An 18,814-nucleotide genomic window follows, 5' to 3' on the forward strand; every position below is an offset into this window, starting at 1 on the left:
CATCAAGACCATGAAGGAGACCGGCGCGGACATGAGCGTCAAGTACAAGGAGACGGCCCGCGGCGGCCTCGCGGTCAACATCATCGAGTGCTGAGACCGCCGGGAACCGCACGGGGCGCGCGGAGCGGTCGAGTCGTCCTGGGAGCGGCCTCGGCACGTCCGGCGAAAGAAGCGGGCGGCACCCGCCTGTCCTGGTGAGGCCGAAGACCGAGATGTGCCACGACTCAGGACTCGGTCAGGAGGCGCCCAGAACGAGGCCGTCAGCGAGGGGCACCCCGGCGGGCCTGCCGCCTGGCCGAAGGCTGCGACAGGGTTGCTCTCGGTCTGATCTGGTGACGTGACGAGGGCGAGGTGGCCTCTAAGTCGCCCCCCGGCCCACTGCTCTCAGTCGTCTGGTGGGTGACACCGGCGCCTACCTCCACCGCTGGGTGACCTGGCTGTCGCCGGCTTCGCCTTCGGCCGCAACACCGTCTGAACCGAGTCACACCTTGAGTTGTCGCGTGCTCGCCACAGCCACGCCCCAGCTCGTCAGGCATCCCCGGCTTGAGAAGCCGACGTGGTAGGCCCGATCAGAGCGGTACGGGAAGGTGCGCCGAGCTTCTGCATGGCGCGCGCGATGTGCTGTTCGACTGTTCGGGGCGACAGGTGCAGGGTGCTGGCGATCTCCCGGTTGGTGAGGCCTGTCGCTGCCAGTTCAGCGACCTCCTGTTCACGCGGAGAGAGCTGGTCCCTGTAGGACGGACGGCCCCGCGGCCGTCGCTCGTCGGCAGGCTGGTGGGTCCGTAGTTCGGCCCGGACACGGGCGGCGTCCCAGGCGGCGCCGAGCACCGCGTACGTCTGTGCGCAGGTGGTCAGTTCGGTCAGCCCTTGCGTCCTGACGGCCGTGCTTCCGGTGGCCAGCTCACAGCGGGCGGCGGCCTCGGTCATCATCGTCTGGCTGTACGGCCGGCGTATGTGGCCGAAGGCAGCCGCGGCCCGGCGGTAGTGAATCACGGCCGCCTTCCAGCTGCCTTTCGACTCTTCGAGTACTGCTCGGGTCCAGTGGAGTGCGGCCGATGCCACGGGAAAGTCGCGGCCTTCGATGCCGGCGGTGTAGGCCGCCGTCATGGCCTCGGCCTTGGCGACCTCGCCCGCGCGGGCCGTCGCCTCCACTGCCCAGGGAGCCAAGTCGGCCGCCCACGCCCACACGCCCTTGGCCGTGAGCCGTTCCCACGCCCGCTCCGCCTCCCCGAGGGCCGTATTCATGTCCTGGCGCGCCAGGGCAAGACGGATCAGTCCGCCGGACACCGCGGCTGCCAGCGGGGCCGCCGTGCCTTCGCTCAATGCCGCAGCACCTGCTTTGAACCACTCGTCCGCGCGCCCCCAGGCGCCCTGCGCCAAAGCATGCAACCCCAGAACCATACGGGCGTCAGCACTGATGACCGGCATGTCGGGGGTTTCGGTGATAAATGACTCGCATCGGGCCACCAATCCCGACCAGCGCCCGGTGTTCCACTCCAGCAACAGCTGTGCGCCCAGCCCCATGTGGGCGGCGTACTGGGCGCCACTGCGCGCCGACTGTTCGAGCCCTGCCGCAAGCAGCTCGGCGGCCCGGTCGTAGTGGCCGAGCCATACGGCGGCATCTGCGGCGTTGCACAGCCCTCTCGCCGTGTGCTGGATCACATCCTGGTCGGAGCTGTCTGTCGGCAACTGCTCCAGCATCTGCCAGGCTTTTGGGTCGCCGCAGCACAGCGCCAGGCTGGCCCGGTTCCCGGCAACAGCCACGCGTGCCGCCTCGCTGCCGCTGGCTGCGGCGGCTTCCTCCGCGCGGCGTAGCCAGCTCAGGTGCTGGTCAACTGAGCCTTTTGGCCACTGAGGCATGGCCAGAGCCGCCATGGCCCGGGCGGCGAGGTCTGCGCGCTGGTCCCTCAGTTCCTCCGCCGCACGTTCCAGCGCATGCCAACCGGCATCGGTCCGGCCCACTTGGTTGTGAAGAAGCAGCCCCAGATCCAGGCGAAGCTCTCCGCGTACCGCGACGGGCAGGCTGTCGTCCTCGACCAGTTGCGACAAAACCTCCACCGTCTGGTCGGACCGCAGACTCACCACCGCACTGCGGGCCAGCATCGGCGCGAGACAGCCCCGTGCTTGCTGCGGCATGACCGGCGAGGCGAGGGCCCGTTCCAGCAGGGTGATGACCTCCTGGTGCCGCCCAGCCTCACTCGCCTTCCGAGCAGCCTGCTCGACGGCCCGCGCCCACCCCCGGACCTGACCGGCCTCTTTGCGGTGCCGGGCCAGCACCGTCCAATCCACCGGCTGACGCCGGGCGATCACCCGTGCTGCCCTCGCGTGCAGCTTTTGCTTTTCCGGCCAGGGAAGGTGATCCCGCACTGCGACAGCGGCCAACGGAACGGGCAAGAGGTATCGGCCCTCACCATCCGTTGTCAGCGTGGCACCGGTCAGTACAGCGGTCAGGGCCGCACGTCCCTCTTTCCCCTTCCCCGGCAGGCCGGCGACCGCGAGCAGTTCTGGACCTGGTACCGGTTCGTCGAGCACCGCCGCCGCCCACACGAGTGCCCGGTGCTTCTCCGGGAGAGCCGCCATCCGGCTCAGTACCAGTTCCGCCAGCCGCACCGGCACACCCGCGTTGTCGACCTCTCTCTGCGTGCACCGACCGTCGGTGTCGCGCAGGACGGTCAGAACGTCGACGACGACCTGCGCCACGCCGCCTGACTGTTCGAGCAGCCTGGCTGCTGCCTCCGGGGTGCCCCGCTCACCGATGGCCTCCGCCACGGCTTCACCCACCTGCTCCAAGTCCCATGGGTCGACGCGGTGTCTCAGCACCGCCAAATCCGCCGGATAGCGCACCGGCGTCCTCCCCAGCGGCAGCCCCGGCCCCACCGATTCCTCGGGCCGATACGTCACGACGGCGGCGAGCCCCGGCCTTGGATCCTCCAGCATCTCTCGCAGCCGGTGCGACTCAGCGGCACTGGCCCGGTGCAGGTCGTCGACCAGCAGCAGTACGGGGCCGTCGTCCGGTACGTCCGACGGCGGGCTGCCGGTTCCGCACATCCAGACGATCTTCGGCGCATCGGCGGCCTCCGGCAGCTTGGCAAGCCTGCGCAGCAGATGGCTTTTACCCGTCCCCGCGGCGCCTTCGGCGAAGACAAGCAACGGTCTGGCGCCCTGGCGCACCAGCGCGCGCCGTAGCCGTTGCTCCCACGCAGCTTCCCTTACCGTGACCACTGCTCTCCACACTTACTGTCGGAACTTCCCGCCCCGCATCCTCCGGTGAGGGCGTCCACCGTGCGCACATCTTGGCCGGAAGTCGTCGGGCGTGTCACTGGTCGTGGCGTGATCGGCGAGGCCGGGATGGTCGGCCGACTCTCTCGTTCACGGGGCCGGTGTCCTTCTGCGATCGTCACAGCAGGCACAAGGCGGTGGGACCGACCGCCGGTCCGGCCCGCCCGACGCGGCAGCGGGACTCCGTTGATGGGCAGCGAGCACGCGGCTTCCTGGATTCCCGCATGTCGGCACACGACAGCAGGGGCTGCCGACTCTCACCGCCTCTTATCACGCCGCTCGCCTCTTTCACCATCGTTTCGGTCCCATTCACCGCCGACCGCCGACGGGCACCGGTCCGCGGCCGGGGGGCCGGGGGTCCCGACGGGTCCGGCGCCCCTGCCGCACATGTCAGGCAAAACACTCCTTCGAACGCCGCCCGGCCACAGGATCATGACGGAGCCGAACGCGAAAACCTCGGGTCCAACAGCCCTCACCACCGAGGGCGGACGCTTGGCCGCACCCCTGGAACAACACCTCGCGTCCGCTGGCCCCCGCGCTGGTGCCTTTCTCAAGTCCGGAAGACCGGCGAAGGACATATCGCTCTTGATCTCACCTCGGCCCTGCACGGTCAGATCTTTTTTTACGTATCCGTGCCGGTCGGGACCGAGCCTTGTGGGGGAATCTGACGCCGATCAAAGTTCGGGTACTCCGCCGACCGCACCTGCCGGTCACGGAGAAACACGCCGATTCGCCCATTCCGGGGCCGGCGTGAGACCCGCACTCCATCGGAGACCAGGATGATGTCCAATCCCCGCAAGAGGGTCTCGGTGGCCGTCACCGTGCTGACGCTCGTCGCCGCGGCGACGAGCTTGGCGCCCACGGCGTCCGCCGACTCCCGCCCCACACCCCAGCCCGGCAAACTGCTCAGTGTCCCCGAAGGCCGGCAGGTCAAGGGCCGCTACATCGTCCAGCTGCTCGACAACGACAGCACGGTGTCGACCGCTTCGGCGAACAAGCTCGCCAAGACGTACGGCGGCACGGCGCACCACGTCTACAACCACGCGCTGCGAGGCTTCTCCGCCCAGCTGAGCGAGGACGAGGCCCGCGAGCTGTCCGCCGACCCCAAGGTGAAGTACGTCGCGCCGGTCCAGATCGGCCACGCCGCGGAGACGCAGACCAATCCCACGTGGGGCCTGGACCGGATCGACCAGAAGTCCCTGCCGCTGGACGGCAAGTACACCTACAGCACGACCGCCGCCAATGTCACCGCCTACATCCTCGACAGCGGCATCCGCATGAGCCACCAGGACTTCGGCGGACGGGCCAAGAGCGGCTACGACTTCGTCGACAACGACACCGACGCCAGCGACTGCGCCAACCACGGCCACGGAACACATGTGGCCGGCACGGTGGGCGGCTCGCAGTACGGAGTGGCCAAGGGCGTCAAGCTCGTTTCGGTCCGCATCCTGGACTGCAACGACAGCAGCTCGACGGAGCAGGCTCTCAACGGCATCGAGTGGGTCACCCGTAACGCCGTCAAGCCGGCCGTGGCCAACTTCAGCCTGGTATTCGGCTCCTCCGACACCGTCGTCGAAAACGCGATCAAGGAATCCATAGCCTCCGGCGTCGTGTGGACACTCTCGGCCAACAACCAGACCGCCGACGCCTGCCAGTCCTCCCCGGCGAAGATCCCCGAAGCGATCACCGTGGGCAACACCGACAAGACGGACACGCGCTGGCACGACTCGAACTACGGGCCCTGCCTCGACCTCTGGGCCCCGGGCACCGGCATCGTCTCCGCCAGCCACCAGAGCGACACCGGCACCCGCACCATGACCGGTACGTCCATGGCCGCCCCGCACGTGGCCGGCGCGGCAGCCCTGTACCTGGCCGCCCACCCCGGCGCCACCCCCAAGGAAACACGTGACGCCCTGGTCGCCCAGGCCAGCACGGTCACCATCGGTGACGCGAAGCCGGGGTCCCCGAACAAGCTGCTCAACACCAACCCCGGCACCTCCACGCCTCCCGCCGGGCCGAGGTTCGAGAACACCAACGACTACCCCATCAGGGACAACGCGACCACCGAGTCCCCGCTCACCGTCGCCAACGTCAGCGGAAACGCCCCCTCCGCCCTCACCGTCGGCGTCGACATCCGGCACACCTTCCGCGGCGACCTGCGCGTGCAACTGGTCGCCCCCGACGGCACCCCCTACCTGCTCAAGGACTACAACTCCAACGACGGCGCGGACAACGTCCAGGCCACCTACACCGTCAATGCTTCCAGTGAACCGGCCAACGGAACCTGGAAGCTGCGCGTGACGGACAACTGGGCCAACGACACGGGCTACATCAACAGCTGGTCCCTGCAGTTCTGACCCACCTGCCTTCCTCCCCGCGGGCAACCCAACACCACGAACTTCCGGGAAGCCACCGCTGAGCAGACCGTGAGCCGCGGCGAGAGCACTCGCCGCGGCTCACGGCGCTTCGCCCCACACGGTTTTAGAGCATCGGGAGAACGCGCCTTCGCCCAGGCGAAGCCCTGGCAGCTATTGCGACGTCAGGTACTCCACCTGCCGCATCATTACCCTCGCCCAAACCGTCAGCACGCCGCCGGCCTGCAACCATGCAGTGAATTAGGTATCCGTACCACCCCGTCCCCGGACTGACGCGATGGGGGGCCGGATCGAGCCGCTGCTGCCGGCCGATCCGGTCCACGGTCGGCATAGGCCGACCATCGTCGGCCGCTTGAGGCCATCGCGCGGAAGTACCGCACCGGCTCGCCCTGGCGGGACCCGCCAGACGAACTCGGCTCGTTTCAGAGGCCCGGTATCACGGAGCGTCACCACCGAGAAGCGAGGGGGCGAAGCCAGGCAACCGCGCGGCAGTCAAATGAGCGTCACAGATCATCAGTCAGGCCCTCCGCCTCCCTATGTGTATCGCAGCTGCTCGCTGCCCGCTTCTCATAGGACATTTCCGGCCGGAGGCGATCCGATCGTCGAAGCGCCTGCTGTCTCAGCCTCTTCATCGAATCACCGCCAGGACGCACCCGAGGATCAATGTCAATCTGGCGGTTCCCTGGCCTTACGGTCGGACGGCAATCAAGGGCGGTCACTCCGCAGACCGCTGAGGGATCCGTAGCTGCGCCGCTTCCAGCAGGTCAGCAGCTCATGGGTCTGCTGGTCGCTGGCGCGTCAGGCCCGGGAGGCGGAGCGTGTCGCGGCCGCGCGGGCCAGGGAGGAGGAGCGTGAGGTTGCGCAGGCGTGGTCGCGTGCCCAGAAGGAGAAACAGGCGCGAGCGAGTGCCGACGCGCGCAGGGCTGAGCAGATGGAGCGGGATCTTGGGAAACGGGATGCGGCGCGGGCAAAGGAGCTGGAGCAGAAGCGACGTGCCACGGCCCGCGAGAAGGCTGCGGCCGAGCGGCTCGCGAAGCAGGAGGCCGTCGAGTGCGCGGCTCGCTGACCACGACCCAGCGCTACCTGCACCCGGACGCCGACCAGATCACCGCAGCCGGTGCCGCGCTCTCCGCGCACCTCATGGTGCTCCGTGCACCTCGTTCGCTGCGGGTCACGGCAGTTGCCGCCGTCTGACCCCAGCGACCGCCGTGGCCCCCAACTGGTCCCCAAAAACGATCTCGAGGCCGTATCGGATGCTTCCGATACGGCCTCTGACCTGCGTAAAAGCAAGTCGGGACGACAGGATTTGAACCTGCGACCCCTTGACCCCCAGTCAAGTGCGCTACCAAGCTGCGCCACGTCCCGATGCCCGTCTTCGCCGGGTTTCCCCGGCGCGGCGTGCAAGAGAACATTACCTCACTCCGGGGGGTGCGGTGACGCACGGGCTGTCACCGCGTCGGTGGTGGAGGGGCGGGTGGGGAGAATGGGGGGATGAACGGGACATCGAGGGAGCGCGGCAGGGATCGGGACGCGGAGGGGCGGGCGCGGAACGCCCGGCCGCGGGACGGGCTCGGGCGGCCTCTGCCGTACGGGGTGGAGGGGGTGCCGCGGCAGCCCGAGGGGGTGGTGCGGGGGCCTGCGGAGACGGTGCGGGAGGCGCAGCGGCTGCTGGACGCGGGGATGCCGTTCCACGCACACGAGGTGTTCGAGGACGCCTGGAAGTCGGGGCCGGAGGAGGAGCGGGAGCTGTGGCAGGGCCTGGCGCAGCTCGCGGTGGGGCTCACGCACGGGGCCCGGGGGAACGCGGCGGGTGGCGCGCGGCTGCTGCGGCGCGGCGCGGACCGGATCGAGGCCGGGTGGCCGGGCGCCGAGCCGTACGGGATCGACGTCGCCGGGCTGGCGGGCTGGGCCCGGGGCCTGGCCGCGCGGCTGGAGCGCCGGCCCGTCGCGGGGCGGACGCCGGTGCCGGACGCCGCGGCCGAGGCGCCCCGTCTGCTCCGCGATCGGTGAGGCGGGGCGGCCGGCTCGCGGGGTCAGAGGCCGAGGAGGGCCACCTGCAGCGGGAGCGGCGGGTCCTCCGGGAGAACCGGGGGGTTCTCCCGGCGGCCCGTGTGGGTGGGGCGGACCGGGCGGAGGGAGCCGAGGCCGTCGGCGGCCCAGGACGCGCTCGTCGGGGGCAGGGTCAGCGTCATGCGCCTGCCGTCGGCCAGGGTGGCTTCGAGCTTCGTCGGGTCGTTCGCGTGCATGGCACCTCGCTCGGGTCGTGCACCATCGATCTCCTGTTGTCAGGGAAGACGCCCGGGGAACGGGCGGGGTTCCCCGCCCGGTGACGCGGGCGTGACGTCGGCGACGACGCACGCGAGGTTGTCCGGTCCGCCCCGCGCGTGGGCGAGGGCGGTGAGCTCGTGGACCGTCTCGTCGGGGGTGCCGTGGGCGAGGGCGCGGCGGATGTCGTCCGCGGGGACGACGGCGGAGAGGCCGTCGGTGCACAGGAGGTAGCGGTCGCCGGGGCGCGCCTCGTGGACGGTGAGGTCCGGGGCGGCGGGGGTGGTGCCGTCGAGGGCGCGCAGGAGCAGCGGGCGGTCGGGGTGCGCGGCCGCTTCGGCGGGGGTCAGTTCGCCGGTGTCGATCATGTCCTGGACGACGGTGTGGTCGCGGGTGAGCGCCAGCAGCGCGCCGTCGCGGAGCCGGTAGGCGCGCGAGTCCCCGACGTGGGCGACGGCGAGCCGGGAGCCGGTCCAGGCGGCGGCGGTCAGGGTGGTGCCGGAGTCCCCGCCGTGGGCGGCGATGTCCGCGCCGGCGCGGGTGACCGCGTCCTCCAGGGCGTTCAGGAGGTCGCCGGTGCGCTCGGGCAGGGGACCGGCCAGGGCCTCGACGGCCGTCCGGGCGGCCTCCGCGCCCGCGGGTCCGTAACCGTCGGCGACGGCGAGCAGCCGGGGCCCCGCGACGGCGGCGTCCTGCTGGGCGGGGCGGGTCAGGCCGGGGTCGGTGTGGGCGGCGGCGGTGAGCGCGTACGGGTGGGTGGTCATCGTGCGGGGTCCTTCCAGCAGGTCCGTCAGGGAGGCGGCCAGGCTGCGCCGTGCGGCGGTCTCGGCCTCCGCGCGCGCCCAGTGGGCGCGGACGGCGCGGGCCGCCGCGTCGGGGTCGGTGACGTACCGGTCGCAGACCTCGCGGGTCCGGTCCGGCGGCATGCCGAGGCGGCGCAGCCAGCTGACGAGCCGGGCCCGTTCGAGCTGGTCCTCGGTGTAGTAGCGGTAGGCCGTGTACGGGTCGACGCGGGCGGGCCGGAGCAGGCCGAGTTCGTCGTAGCGGCGCAGGGCCTTGGCCGACAGCCGGGACGCCCGGGAGAACTCCCCGATCGTCATCATCCGGGCCGGCCGTTCCTCGTCCGCCGCACCGTGCTCGTACCGTTCCACCGGCGTGCCTCCTCCCTGTGCCGGACACCTCGTCCGGCACGGCCGATGCTGGACCTTCCCCGGGCGGGAAGGTCAACCGGCCCGGTCGGGCGGGCGGCGGGAGAGCGCCCGGACGGGTCAGCGGCGGTGCGCGGTCAGGGCCTGTTCGAGGACGGAGGCGTGGCTGCCGTCCGGGTCCTTGGTGGCGGTGAGGAGGGTGACGGTGCTCCGGGAGGCGAGCGCGCGGAGGCGTTCGAGGGCCTCGGCGGCTTCGGGGGCGGCCAGTTCGGCCTCGTAGCGGCGCCGGAACTCCTCGTACGTGCCCTCCTCGCCGTGGTACCAGCGGCGGAGTTCGGTGGAGGGCGTGAGGGCCTTGGGCCATTCGTCGACGCGGGCGTCGGCCTTGGCGAGGCCGCGCGGCCAGAGCCGGTCGACGAGGACCCGGACCCCGTCGTCGGGCGAGGGGGCGTCGTAGACGCGGCGGACGCGGACGGTGGGGGTGTGACGGGCAGCCATGGCTCCAGGGTGCGGGAGCGCGGCGCGGCTCACCCCTCGACGCGCAGCGCCGGGAGGAGGACGGCGTCGACGAAGGTCCGCATGGCGGAGGCGTCGGTGAAGCGGTCCTCGAAGAGTCGCTCGACGCGGAGCATGCCGAGGAAGCAGGGGGCGACGAAGCCGGTCGCCGGGTTGTCGGGGGCCAGTTCGCCCCGCTCGACGGCGCGGGCGAGCATGGCGTCGAGGGCGGCGATCTCGGGGGCGATGACGGTGGTGCGGAGCCCGGCGCGCAGGTCGGGGTGCTGGATGTACGCCTGGGCGACGGCTTCCATGAGTTCGGCGTCGCGGTCGCGGCGGGAGGCGGCGAGGCGGGCGGCCTCGCGCAGGTCGCCGGCGAGGGTGCCGGTGTCGATGCCGGCGAAGACGGCGCAGCGCCGCTCGGCGAGGGCGGCGGTCACGAGCTGCGGCTTGGTGCCCCACTGCCGGTAGAGGGTGGCCTTGCCGCACTTGGTGCGGGCGGCGACGCCCTCCATCGTCACGGCGTCGTAGCCGCCCTCCCGCAGGAGGGCGATCACCGCGTCGTACAGCTCCGCCTCGCGCTCGGGCGTGATCTTGCTGCGACGGGCTGCGGCGGTCGCGGCCTGAGTGGACATCGATTCCTCCCGGACACCTCTGCCCGAAGCCTAAACCCGGCCGAATCGAGACGCAAACGTATCGAGACGCTTGCGTCTCGATGAAATCGGATCTACGCTTCCCTCCGTTTGTTGCCTTTTTGGCTGATTCGGATACGAAAAAGGGGCCGCGCCGATGGCTGCCGGGATACGCGGGATACGAGGGCCACGTCCTGCAGGGCCGGGGGCGACGGCTACCCCCGACCGGGAAGAAGGCCGGGCGGAACGCGAGGACCCGCGGGAACCCGTGGAACCGGGGATCCCTCGCGGAGGGGAGGTCTCCGGGGGTCCGGCACGCGGGGTCCGGCCACCCCTCCTGCGCGAGCTGCTCCTGGTCACCTCCCTCTTCCTCGTCTACAAGCTGGGCCGCCTCTTCGCCAACGGCCACGAGGCCCGCGCCTTCCGCAACGCCGACCACGTCTGGGACGCCGAGCGCGCGCTGCGCCTGCCGGGCGAGGGCGCCGTGCAGACGCTGCTCCTGCACGGCGAGCCGCTGATCAAGGCCGCCAACACGTACTACGCGCTCGTGCACTTCCCGGCCACCCTCGCCTTCCTGGTCTGGCTGTACTGGCGCCGGCCCGCCCACTACCTGTGGTCGCGTCGCGTCCTCGCGCTGCTCACCGCCGCCGCGCTGGCCCTGCATCTGACGGTGCCGCTCGCCCCGCCGCGCCTGCTCGCCACCACCGGCCTGGTCGACACGGCCCGGGTCTACGGACCGTCGGTGTACGGGGCCACGCCGGAGGCCGACTCGATGGCGAACCAGTTCGCCGCGATGCCGTCGCTGCACTTCGGCTGGGCGCTGATGGTCGCGATCGGCCTGATCGCCGCGACCCGTTCGCCGTGGCGGGTCCTGTGGCTGGCGCACCCGCTCCTCACGCTGCTCGTCATCGTCGGCACCGCCAACCACTACTGGCTCGACGCGCTGGCCGCCACCGCGCTCCTCGGCCTGGCGCTGGCACTCGTCCGGCCGCCCGGGCGGCGTACGGCCTCCCCGCCGGAGCCGCACGCCGCGTCCCCCGTGGCACCGGCCCTGGCGTCACGGACCGCCGCGTCCCCCGCCACGGTCCCGGCGCCCCGCCCGACCGCGGGAGTGCTGCGATGAGCCCCGCCGGCGGCACCGTGCTCGCGGTGCTCCTCTCCCTGGTCTCGGCGGCCGGGTACGCGCTCGCCGCCGTGGCACAGTCCCGGCTCGCCGCCTCCGCCTCCGCCGGCGCCGGGCGGGGGGCGCTGCGCTCGCTGCTGGCGCGCGGGCAGTGGTGGTGGGCGGTCGGCCTCAACGCCGCCGGCGCGCTCGCCCACGTGGCGGCGCTGCACTACGGCTCGCTGACGCTCGTTCAGCCGCTGGGGGCGCTGACGCTGGTCGCGGCCCTGCCGCTGGGGGCGTACTGCGCGCGGCGCCGGGTGACCCGTACCGAGTGGCGCGGCGCGCTGTGGACCCTGGCCGGACTGGTGGGCCTGGTCGCGGTGACCGGGCCCACCGCGCCGGGCGAGGCGCTGAGCCTGCGCGAGTCCCTGGTCGTCGCGGCGGCGACGGCGGCGCTGATCGCGGTGCTCGCCTCCCCGGCCGGGGCCCGCGGGGCGGCAGGACCCGGCTCGCGCGGACTCGGTCACGCGACGGCCTCGGGCATCGCGTCCGGGGTGGCCTCGGCGCTGACCCAGACGCTGACGGCCGCGCTGGCGTTCACGCTGCCCGGCGGAGCGCCCGCCTGGTGGCAGACGACCCTGCTCGCGGTGCTGATCTCCGCCTTCGCGGTGGGCGGACTGCTGCTCTCGCAGACGGCGTACCGGGGCGGCCTCGCCGCGCCGCTCGCCGTCGTGAACCTCTCCAATCCGGCGGCCGCGGCGGTGATCGGTGTGGCGCTGCTCGGCGAGACCTTCCGCGCCGGGGCATGGGGCTGGGTGATCGCCGCGGCCGCCTCGCTCGTGGCGGCCCGGGGCGTGGTGCTCCTGACGAGGGGCGGCGCGGCGGCCACTTCCCCGGCCCCCGGACAGCCGTCCCCGGGGACCCCGCCGGTCGCGGCCACCCACCCGGACGCCCCCGCCACTCCCGCGCCCGCCGGCCCGTTGCTTCCGGCCGTGCCCGCGCCCGCGCCGGTCGTCGCCGTTCCGGCGGGCCGGGCGTCCGGTACGGAGCACTCCCGCACCCCTATTGCGTCATCTTGACGAGAACCGGCGGGGCCCTCTATCGTCACTGTGACGACAAGGGGGTCCCATGGCCGACATCACCCGGCGGGCCGGCTGGCGCCATCTGCGCTCCGCGCCCACCGCGCACATCCGCCACCAGCGCCGCGGCCGGCTCGTCCACGACGGCGCGGGACTGAGCTTCTGGTTCCGGCCCCGCACGGCCGCGCTCTCCGAGGTCCCGGTGAACGACCGCGAGCTGGCCATGGCCTTCCACGCGCGCACCGCCGACTTCCAGGACGTGAGCGTGCAGTCCACCGTGACGTACCGGATCGGCGACCCCGGAACCGCCGCGGCCCGCCTCGACTTCTCCATCGACCCGGACACGGGCGCCTGGCGCGGCACGCCCCTCGAACAGATCGCCACGCTCCTCACCGAGACCGCCCAGCAGCACGCCCTCGACGTCCTGGCCCGTACCACCCTCGCCGAGGCCCTGGTGGACGGCGTGGCGGCGGTACGGGACCGGATCACGGCCGGTCTGGGCGCCGAACCGCGGCTGCCCGCCACCGGCATCGAGGTGGTCGCCGTCCGCGTGGTGGCCATCCGCCCGGAACCCGAGGTCGAACGCGCCCTGCGCACGCCCGCCCGCGAACAGATCCAGCAGGAGGCGGACCGGGCGACGTACGAGCGGCGCGCGGTGGCCGTCGAACGTGAGCGCGCCATCGCCGAGAACGAACTCGCCAGCAAGATCGAGCTGGCCCGCCAGGAGGAGCGCCTGGTGGAACAGCGCGGCACCAACGCGCGCCGCGAGGCCGAGGAGAGTGCGGCCGCCGACGCCGTACGCGCCGAGGCCGAGGCGGTACGGAAGGTGCGGCTGGCCCGCGCGGAGGCGGAGGCGGCGCGCGAGGTCGGCGCGGCGCGCGCCGGGGCGCAGAGCGCGTGGCTGCGCGCCCACGCCGAGGCCGAGCCCGCCGTTCTGCACGCCCTGGCCATGACCCGCGCGGCGGAGAACCTGCCCCGGATCGAGCACCTCACCCTCTCCCCGGACGTGCTCACGGGTCTGCTCACCCGCCTGGGCGAGGGCGGGGGCGGGCGGGCGCGCGGGGCCGAGGCACCGGACGGCGGGGTCCGGCCGTGAGCCTGGCGCCGCGCGCGGTCCTCGTCCACCGGACGACGGAGTACGAGGAGCTGCTCGCCCGGCACGGCACGCACGGGCAGGCCGCGTTCTTCCTCGCCGCGCGCGGGCGTTCGGTGGACGCGGTGCGCGAGCGCCACGAACGGACCCGGCGCGCCCTCGCCGAGGTCGCGGCCGCCGTGCCGCTCACCTGGCGGCAGACCCGGGTGGAACGCGCCGATCTGGACCGGTTCCTGTTCGGCCCCGAGGACGTGGTGGTCGTGGCCGGCCAGGACGGTCTGGTCGCCAACGCGGCCAAGTACCTCGCGGGGCAGCCGGTCGTGGGGATCGACGCGGACCCCGGGCGCAATCCGGGCGTCCTGGTACGCCACCGGGCCGCCGACGCCCGGCGGCTGCTGCCGTACGCGGCGGGCGGGCGCGCCGCGGTCGACGAGCTCACGATGGTCGCGGCCGTCACCGACGACGCGCAGCGGCTCCTCGCCCTCAACGAGATCTACGTCGGTCCGCCCGGCCACCAGACCGCGCGCTACACCCTCGGCTTCGGCGGTCCGCGTACGGAGGCGGGACCCCGTACGGCGTCGGGCGCGGGTCCGGCCGGAGCGGCGGAGGCCCAGGCCTCCTCCGGGGTGCTCGTCGGCACCGGGACGGGTGCGACGGGCTGGCTGCGGTCGCTGTGGCAGCAGCGTTCCAGCACCCTCGCCCTGCCCGCGCCGGGGGACGCGCGGCTCGCCTGGTTCGTCCGCGAGGCCTGGCCGTCCCCCACGACCGGCACCAGCCGCGTCGAGGGGCTCCTCGGCGCGGGGGCGAGCCTGCGGCTCACCGTCGAGTCCGACCGTCTCGTGGCCTTCGGCGACGGGCTGGAATCGGACGCCCTGGAACTGACCTGGGGCCAGACGGTGGACCTGTCGGTCGCGGACCGCCGGCTGCGGCTGGTGGGCTGAGGGGCGCCACCGCCTCCGGGCAGGCGGGGCCGTCCGCCCGGGAGGACGGTGCCGCGGCGGCCGGGCGGGGTCTTCCAGGCGCCCGCTCCGGCCGCGCGCCGATCCGGCGTCCATGGTCGTCGTCCCCCCCAGGGTGTGGGGGGCGCACCTCCCGTGCCGCAGGGCGTGGTGGCACGGCGCGCCTCGCGGGGCGACGGGACGTCGCGGCACCCGGTCTCGCCCACGGGACGCCCCCGTCCACGCCGTCGTGCGGGACGGCCGGAAAGCATCGGCGCGCGGCCGGGGCGGGCGACCGCCTGGATAAGCTCGCGGCGCTTCGCCCGGATTGTCGCGACGCCTCTGGCCCGGCCGCCGAAGGGACCCCCATGACCCTCCTCTCCCCCGGTTCGCTCATCGTCTCGACCGCCTCACCGCAGGACTGGGAGACCGTCCGCGCCTGGGCCGTCGAGGAAGGGTGGAATCCGGGCCTGTCCGACGCGTCGGCGTTCTTCGCGCAGGACCCCGAGGGGTTCTTCCTGGGGCGCATCGACGGGGAGCCCGTCTCCGCCGTGTCGGTCGTCACCTACGACGACGCCTACGCCTTCCTCGGCTTCTACCTCGTCCGGCCGGAGCTCCGGGGCCTCGGGCACGGCCTCGCCACCTGGCGGGCGGGCCTCGCCCACGCGGGGGCCCGGACGGTGGGCCTCGACGGAGTGCCGGCGCAGCAGGAGAACTACCGGCGGTCCGGGTTCACCATGGCGTACCGCTCGGCGCGGTACGTGGGAGAGGTGCCGGCCCCGGACAGGCCGGTGGCGGGCGTCGTACCGGCCGGCCGGGTCGATCCGGCGGCCCTCGCCGCGTACGACAGCACGTGTCACCACGCCGACCGGCCGCGCTTCCTCTCCGCCTGGCTGACGACCCCGGGCCACCGCGCGCTGGTCCGGGTGACGGAGGGGCGCCCGACGGGCTACGGGGTGGTGCGGCCCGCCGAGGGCGAGGCGCGGATCGGGCCGCTGTTCGCGGACGGACCGCAGGACGCGGCGGCCCTTCTCGACGCGCTCGCCCGGGAGGCGCGGGACTTCGGCGCGGCCCGGATCGCGATCGACATGCCGGAGGCCAACCCGGCGGCGGCGCGGCTGGCACGGGAGCGGGGCCTCGAGCCGACCTTCGAGACGGCCCGCATGTACACGGGCCCGGTCCGGCCGGTGGCCTGGGAGCGCGTCTTCGGCGTCACCACGCTCGAACTGGGCTGAGGGGGGACGGCGGGTCCGGATCGGGACGGGCCTGAACCCCCTCCCGATCCGGACCCGCCCGATCCGGACCCGCCCGATCCGGACCCGCCCGATCCAGGCACCCGCCCGATCCAGGCACCCGCCCGATCCGGACCCGCCCGATCCAGGCACCCGCCTGAACCGGGCCGGACCTGCCCGATGGCGCCCGGCCCGCCCGACCTCGGCCCGGGTCCCGTTCCGGGCCGATCCCGGCCGGCCGCCGGGGCTCCGCCCCCCGACCCCCACCGTCACGCGCGTCCCTCCGCCCCCAGCGCCGCCCACCGTCACGCGCCCCCCGGCCCACCGCCGCCCGCACGCGGGCCGGGGGCCGATGCCCCGGCCCGAGCCGGAGGCGGCCCCGCGCCCCGCCCCCGCCCCGGCGGCCGGAAACACCCCCCTCCACCCCCCGGACCGTCCGCTATACGGACAACCGAGCCCACTGAATGACCACCCCTCGCCGCCCCCGCCCCGGTCCGCGAGGGTCGGGGGAGGGGCCGGGGAGGCGCCGGGCGGGAGGGTTCGAGGAGCCTCCGGGCAGGGGGCCGCTGCCCGGGGCGGAGCCAGGACGGCGGCCGGCGCGGGGGCCGTCCAGGAAGGCCGCCACCGCGCCGGCCGGGCGGCGCCGCCACCCATCGCCCACCCCATAAGAGCAGGTCAGACGCCTGATGCGGCCCGGGACGCACCCTCCCCCCGGCGACCGGACGGCATGGCCGGAGGTTCCTTCCGAACCCTCCGCGCGGCGCGGCCGCAGGCGCGCCGGCGGCCGGGGGCGACGGTGCGTCCGGGGCCTCCCGCAGGGACCCCCGTTCATCTCCCCGTACGTTTTCCGTCACCTTCCCCTCACCTGCCCCCGCCACGGGGTGAGGGGTGACAAGGGTTTTCCCCGTATCGGGTTCACCCGCCCGTTCCCTACTGTCCTCCGCACCGGCAGATATCATCCCCCGGACCGCACCTGACAGGTGCATGCGGAGGGTGGTGTCCGCCGGTGGCGGCCTTGACCCGGGCCGTCGCGCCGGTGGCGGCGCACGGGCCCCCCAGCCCAGGGACCGACGGACCGCGACCCCACATCGCCCCGCGACTCCCGCGCCGCCGCCACTGCTCCGCAGCTACGTCGTACTCGAAAGGGCCACACCTTGAACGGTTCCAGGCGGAGAGTCATATCCGTGGTCGCGAGCGCCGCGATCCTCGGTGCCGCTGCCACCACTTCCGGGGCGTTCGCCGCCGCCCCGGGCGCTGCCACCCCGAAGCCGGCTCCGGCTTCGCAGGCGATGGGGACGCTGCCCAGCGCCCCTGTCGAGAAGGTCATCGTCACCTACAAGAGCCAGGCCGCCGAGGCCGGCTCGAACACCGCCGCCAAGAGCGACGCGGCGGAGAAGGCCGCCAAGACGGGCGAGAAGCTCGCCTTCGAGCGCCGGCTCGCCGGCGGCGCCGCCCTGGTCGACCTGGGCGACAGCGCCACCGAGCAGGACGTGACCGAGGTCATGGACGCGTTCCGCGCCGACCCGGCCGTCGCCTCGGTCGAGCCGGACATCCGCGCCTACGCGATGGCCGTCACGCCGAACGACACCGAGTACGCCAAGCAGTGGGACCTCTTCGAGGCCACCGGCGGCATGAACGTTCCTGCAGCCTGGGACAAGACGACCGGTTCCGGCGTCACCGTCGCCGTCATCGACACCGGCTACGCGGCCCACACCGACCTGGCGGCCAACACCGTCGCGGGGTACGACTTCATCTCCACCTCCTCCGACGCCCGTGACGGCAACGGCCGAGACGCGGACGCCAAGGACGAGGGCGACTGGAACGCCACCGACGGCGAGTGCGGCACCGGCTCCCGCGCCTCGAACTCGTCGTGGCACGGCACGCACGTGGCCGGCACCATCGGCGCGGTCACCAACAACACCAAGGGCATCGCCGGCATCGCGTACGGCGCGAAGGTCCAGCACGTCCGGGTCCTCGGCAAGTGCGGTGGCTCGTCCTCCGACATCGCCGACGCCATCACCTGGGCCTCCGGCGGCTCCGTGCCGGGCGTCCCGGCCAACGCGACCCCGGCCAAGGTCATCAACCTGAGCCTGGGCGGCGCCAGCTCCACCTGCCCGAGCGTCTACCAGACCGCGATCAACGGCGCCGTCCAGCGCGGCACCACGGTCGTCGTCGCGGCGGGCAACAGCAACGCCAACACCTCCGGCTTCACCCCGGCCAACTGCTCGAACGTCATCACCGTGGCGTCGACCAGCCGTGAGGGCAACCGGTCGTACTACTCCAACTACGGCACCGCCGTGGACGTGTCCGCGCCGGGCGGCGAGACCCGCCGCGCCACGGACACCCCCGGCACCGTCACCACCCCCGAGAACGGCATCCTCTCGACGCTGAACGCGGGCACGACGGTCCAGTCCACCGAGAACTACAAGCCCTACCAGGGCACCTCGATGGCCGCGCCGCACATCGCCGGTCTCGCCGCCCTGCTGAAGTCGGCCAAGAGCACGCTCACCCCGGCCGACATCGAGACCGCGATCAAGTCGAACGCGCGCCCGCTGCCCGGCACCTGCAGCGGCGGCTGCGGCTCCGGCATCGCCGACGCCGCGAAGACGGTCGACGCGGTCACCGGCACCACCACGCCGCCCACCGGCACCACGTTCACCAACGGCACGGACGTGACGATCGTCGACAACGCCACCGTGTCGTCCTCGATCGCCGTCACCGGCCGCACCGGCAACGCCCCCTCCGCCCTCAAGGTCGGCGTGGACATCCGCCACACCTGGCGCGGTGACCTGGTCATCGACCTGGTCGCCCCCGACGGCACCGTGCGCAACCTGAAGGCGTCCTCCTCCTCGGACAGCACCGACAACGTCATCACGACGTACACGGTCGACGCCTCCAGCGAGGTCGCCAACGGCACCTGGAAGCTTCAGGTCCGCGATGTGGCCTCGGGTGACACCGGCTACATCAACTCGTGGAGCCTCACCTTCTGAGTGCCCCCTGAACCACCCCCCACATCAGCATCATTGCTGGTCAGCGACGCGTCCGTGGTCTACACCACGGGCGCGTTCTGGCGTGAGCGGCTCCTCTTTGCGCGGGGCACGCTGTCCGAATGCCGGACGGGGGGCCTGGACTGGGCGGGTGGTCTCCGTATCCTCTGCGCACGGGGCTCATGG

13 protein-coding genes, 1 tRNA gene and 2 pseudogenes are annotated in these 18,814 nt (G+C 73.2%); 10 read left to right on the forward strand and 6 right to left on the reverse strand.

The window, feature by feature from the left end; translation table 11 throughout:
* Positions 1-528: 528 nt before the first annotated feature.
* Positions 529-3,150 carry a helix-turn-helix transcriptional regulator gene (locus ABTY40_RS23975; RefSeq protein ID WP_352061403.1) on the reverse strand — a complete coding sequence of 874 codons (2,622 nt, stop codon included), beginning with the start codon at positions 3,148-3,150 and terminating at the stop codon, positions 529-531.
* 911 nt (positions 3,151-4,061) lie between these two features.
* On the opposite strand from ABTY40_RS23975, the gene ABTY40_RS23980 reads away from it, so the two are divergent.
* From ABTY40_RS23980 to ABTY40_RS23990, 3 genes and pseudogenes are all read left to right on the forward strand, one after another.
* Positions 4,062-5,636: a S8 family peptidase gene (locus ABTY40_RS23980; protein ID WP_502990661.1), complete on the forward strand. Its 1,575-nt coding sequence runs from the start codon at positions 4,062-4,064 to the stop codon at positions 5,634-5,636.
* A 295-nt stretch (positions 5,637-5,931) separates the two neighbouring features.
* Positions 5,932-6,080: pseudogene (locus tag ABTY40_RS23985) on the forward strand (transposase); the annotation flags it as partial.
* A 630-nt stretch (positions 6,081-6,710) separates the two neighbouring features.
* Positions 6,711-6,848, forward strand: a pseudogene (locus ABTY40_RS23990) (site-specific integrase); the annotation flags it as partial.
* A gap of 97 nt (positions 6,849-6,945) precedes the next feature.
* On the opposite strand, the gene ABTY40_RS23995 reads toward ABTY40_RS23990, so the two are convergent.
* Positions 6,946-7,019, reverse strand: a tRNA-Pro gene (locus ABTY40_RS23995).
* Between the two features lie 126 nt (positions 7,020-7,145).
* On the opposite strand from ABTY40_RS23995, the gene ABTY40_RS24000 reads away from it, so the two are divergent.
* A complete protein-coding gene (locus ABTY40_RS24000) occupies positions 7,146-7,664 on the forward strand; it encodes a DUF309 domain-containing protein (RefSeq protein ID WP_352061405.1) in 519 nt (172 codons plus the stop codon).
* Between the two features lie 23 nt (positions 7,665-7,687).
* Here the strand turns inward: ABTY40_RS24000 and ABTY40_RS24005 are convergent, their stop codons facing one another.
* From ABTY40_RS24005 to ABTY40_RS24020, 4 genes are all read right to left on the reverse strand, one after another.
* Positions 7,688-7,900 carry a hypothetical protein gene (locus ABTY40_RS24005; protein WP_352061406.1) on the reverse strand — a complete coding sequence of 71 codons (213 nt, stop codon included), beginning with the start codon at positions 7,898-7,900 and terminating at the stop codon, positions 7,688-7,690.
* 39 nt (positions 7,901-7,939) lie between these two features.
* Positions 7,940-9,022, reverse strand: coding sequence for a MerR family transcriptional regulator (locus tag ABTY40_RS24010; protein WP_352061490.1), 1,083 nt, complete (start codon positions 9,020-9,022; stop codon positions 7,940-7,942).
* 165 nt (positions 9,023-9,187) lie between these two features.
* A complete protein-coding gene (locus tag ABTY40_RS24015; RefSeq protein WP_352061407.1) occupies positions 9,188-9,565 on the reverse strand; it encodes a DUF488 domain-containing protein in 378 nt (125 codons plus the stop codon).
* 29 nt (positions 9,566-9,594) lie between these two features.
* Entirely contained in the window at positions 9,595-10,197 is a 603-nt protein-coding gene (locus ABTY40_RS24020; RefSeq protein ID WP_352061408.1) for a TetR/AcrR family transcriptional regulator, read from the reverse strand.
* Positions 10,198-10,462: 265 nt separating this feature from the next.
* Here ABTY40_RS24020 and ABTY40_RS24025 point away from each other — a divergent pair, with 265 nt between their 5' ends.
* The 6 genes from ABTY40_RS24025 to ABTY40_RS24050 all read left to right on the forward strand — a co-directional run bounded on the left by ABTY40_RS24025 (position 10,463) and on the right by ABTY40_RS24050 (position 18,631).
* Positions 10,463-11,317: a phosphatase PAP2 family protein gene (locus ABTY40_RS24025; RefSeq protein WP_352061409.1), complete on the forward strand. Its 855-nt coding sequence runs from the start codon at positions 10,463-10,465 to the stop codon at positions 11,315-11,317.
* Complete coding sequence (locus ABTY40_RS24030; protein WP_352061410.1) at positions 11,314-12,378, forward strand: DMT family transporter; 1,065 nt, start codon at positions 11,314-11,316, stop codon at positions 12,376-12,378. Before ABTY40_RS24025 ends, ABTY40_RS24030 begins: the two co-directional genes overlap by 4 nt.
* A 49-nt stretch (positions 12,379-12,427) precedes the next feature.
* Entirely contained in the window at positions 12,428-13,474 is a 1,047-nt protein-coding gene (locus ABTY40_RS24035) for an SPFH domain-containing protein (RefSeq protein WP_352061411.1), read from the forward strand.
* On the forward strand, positions 13,471-14,412 hold the full coding sequence (locus ABTY40_RS24040; protein WP_352061412.1) for a diacylglycerol kinase catalytic domain-containing protein: 942 nt from the start codon (positions 13,471-13,473) through the stop codon (positions 14,410-14,412). The genes ABTY40_RS24035 and ABTY40_RS24040 overlap by 4 nt, the downstream gene beginning before the upstream one ends.
* Before the next feature lie 365 nt (positions 14,413-14,777).
* Positions 14,778-15,644 (forward strand): GNAT family N-acetyltransferase, encoded by an 867-nt coding sequence (locus ABTY40_RS24045; protein WP_352061413.1) that lies wholly within the window; start codon positions 14,778-14,780, stop codon positions 15,642-15,644.
* Between the two features lie 1,181 nt (positions 15,645-16,825).
* The gene (locus ABTY40_RS24050) at positions 16,826-18,631 is read left to right on the forward strand and encodes a S8 family peptidase (RefSeq protein ID WP_502990659.1); all 1,806 of its coding nucleotides are present in this window, start codon (positions 16,826-16,828) and stop codon (positions 18,629-18,631) included.
* The last annotated feature ends 183 nt before the right edge of the window (positions 18,632-18,814 follow it).

It is taken from the genome of Streptomyces sp. NPDC126503, from assembly GCF_040302405.1.
Classification (GTDB): Bacteria; Actinomycetota; Actinomycetes; order Streptomycetales; family Streptomycetaceae; genus Streptomyces; species Streptomyces gulbargensis.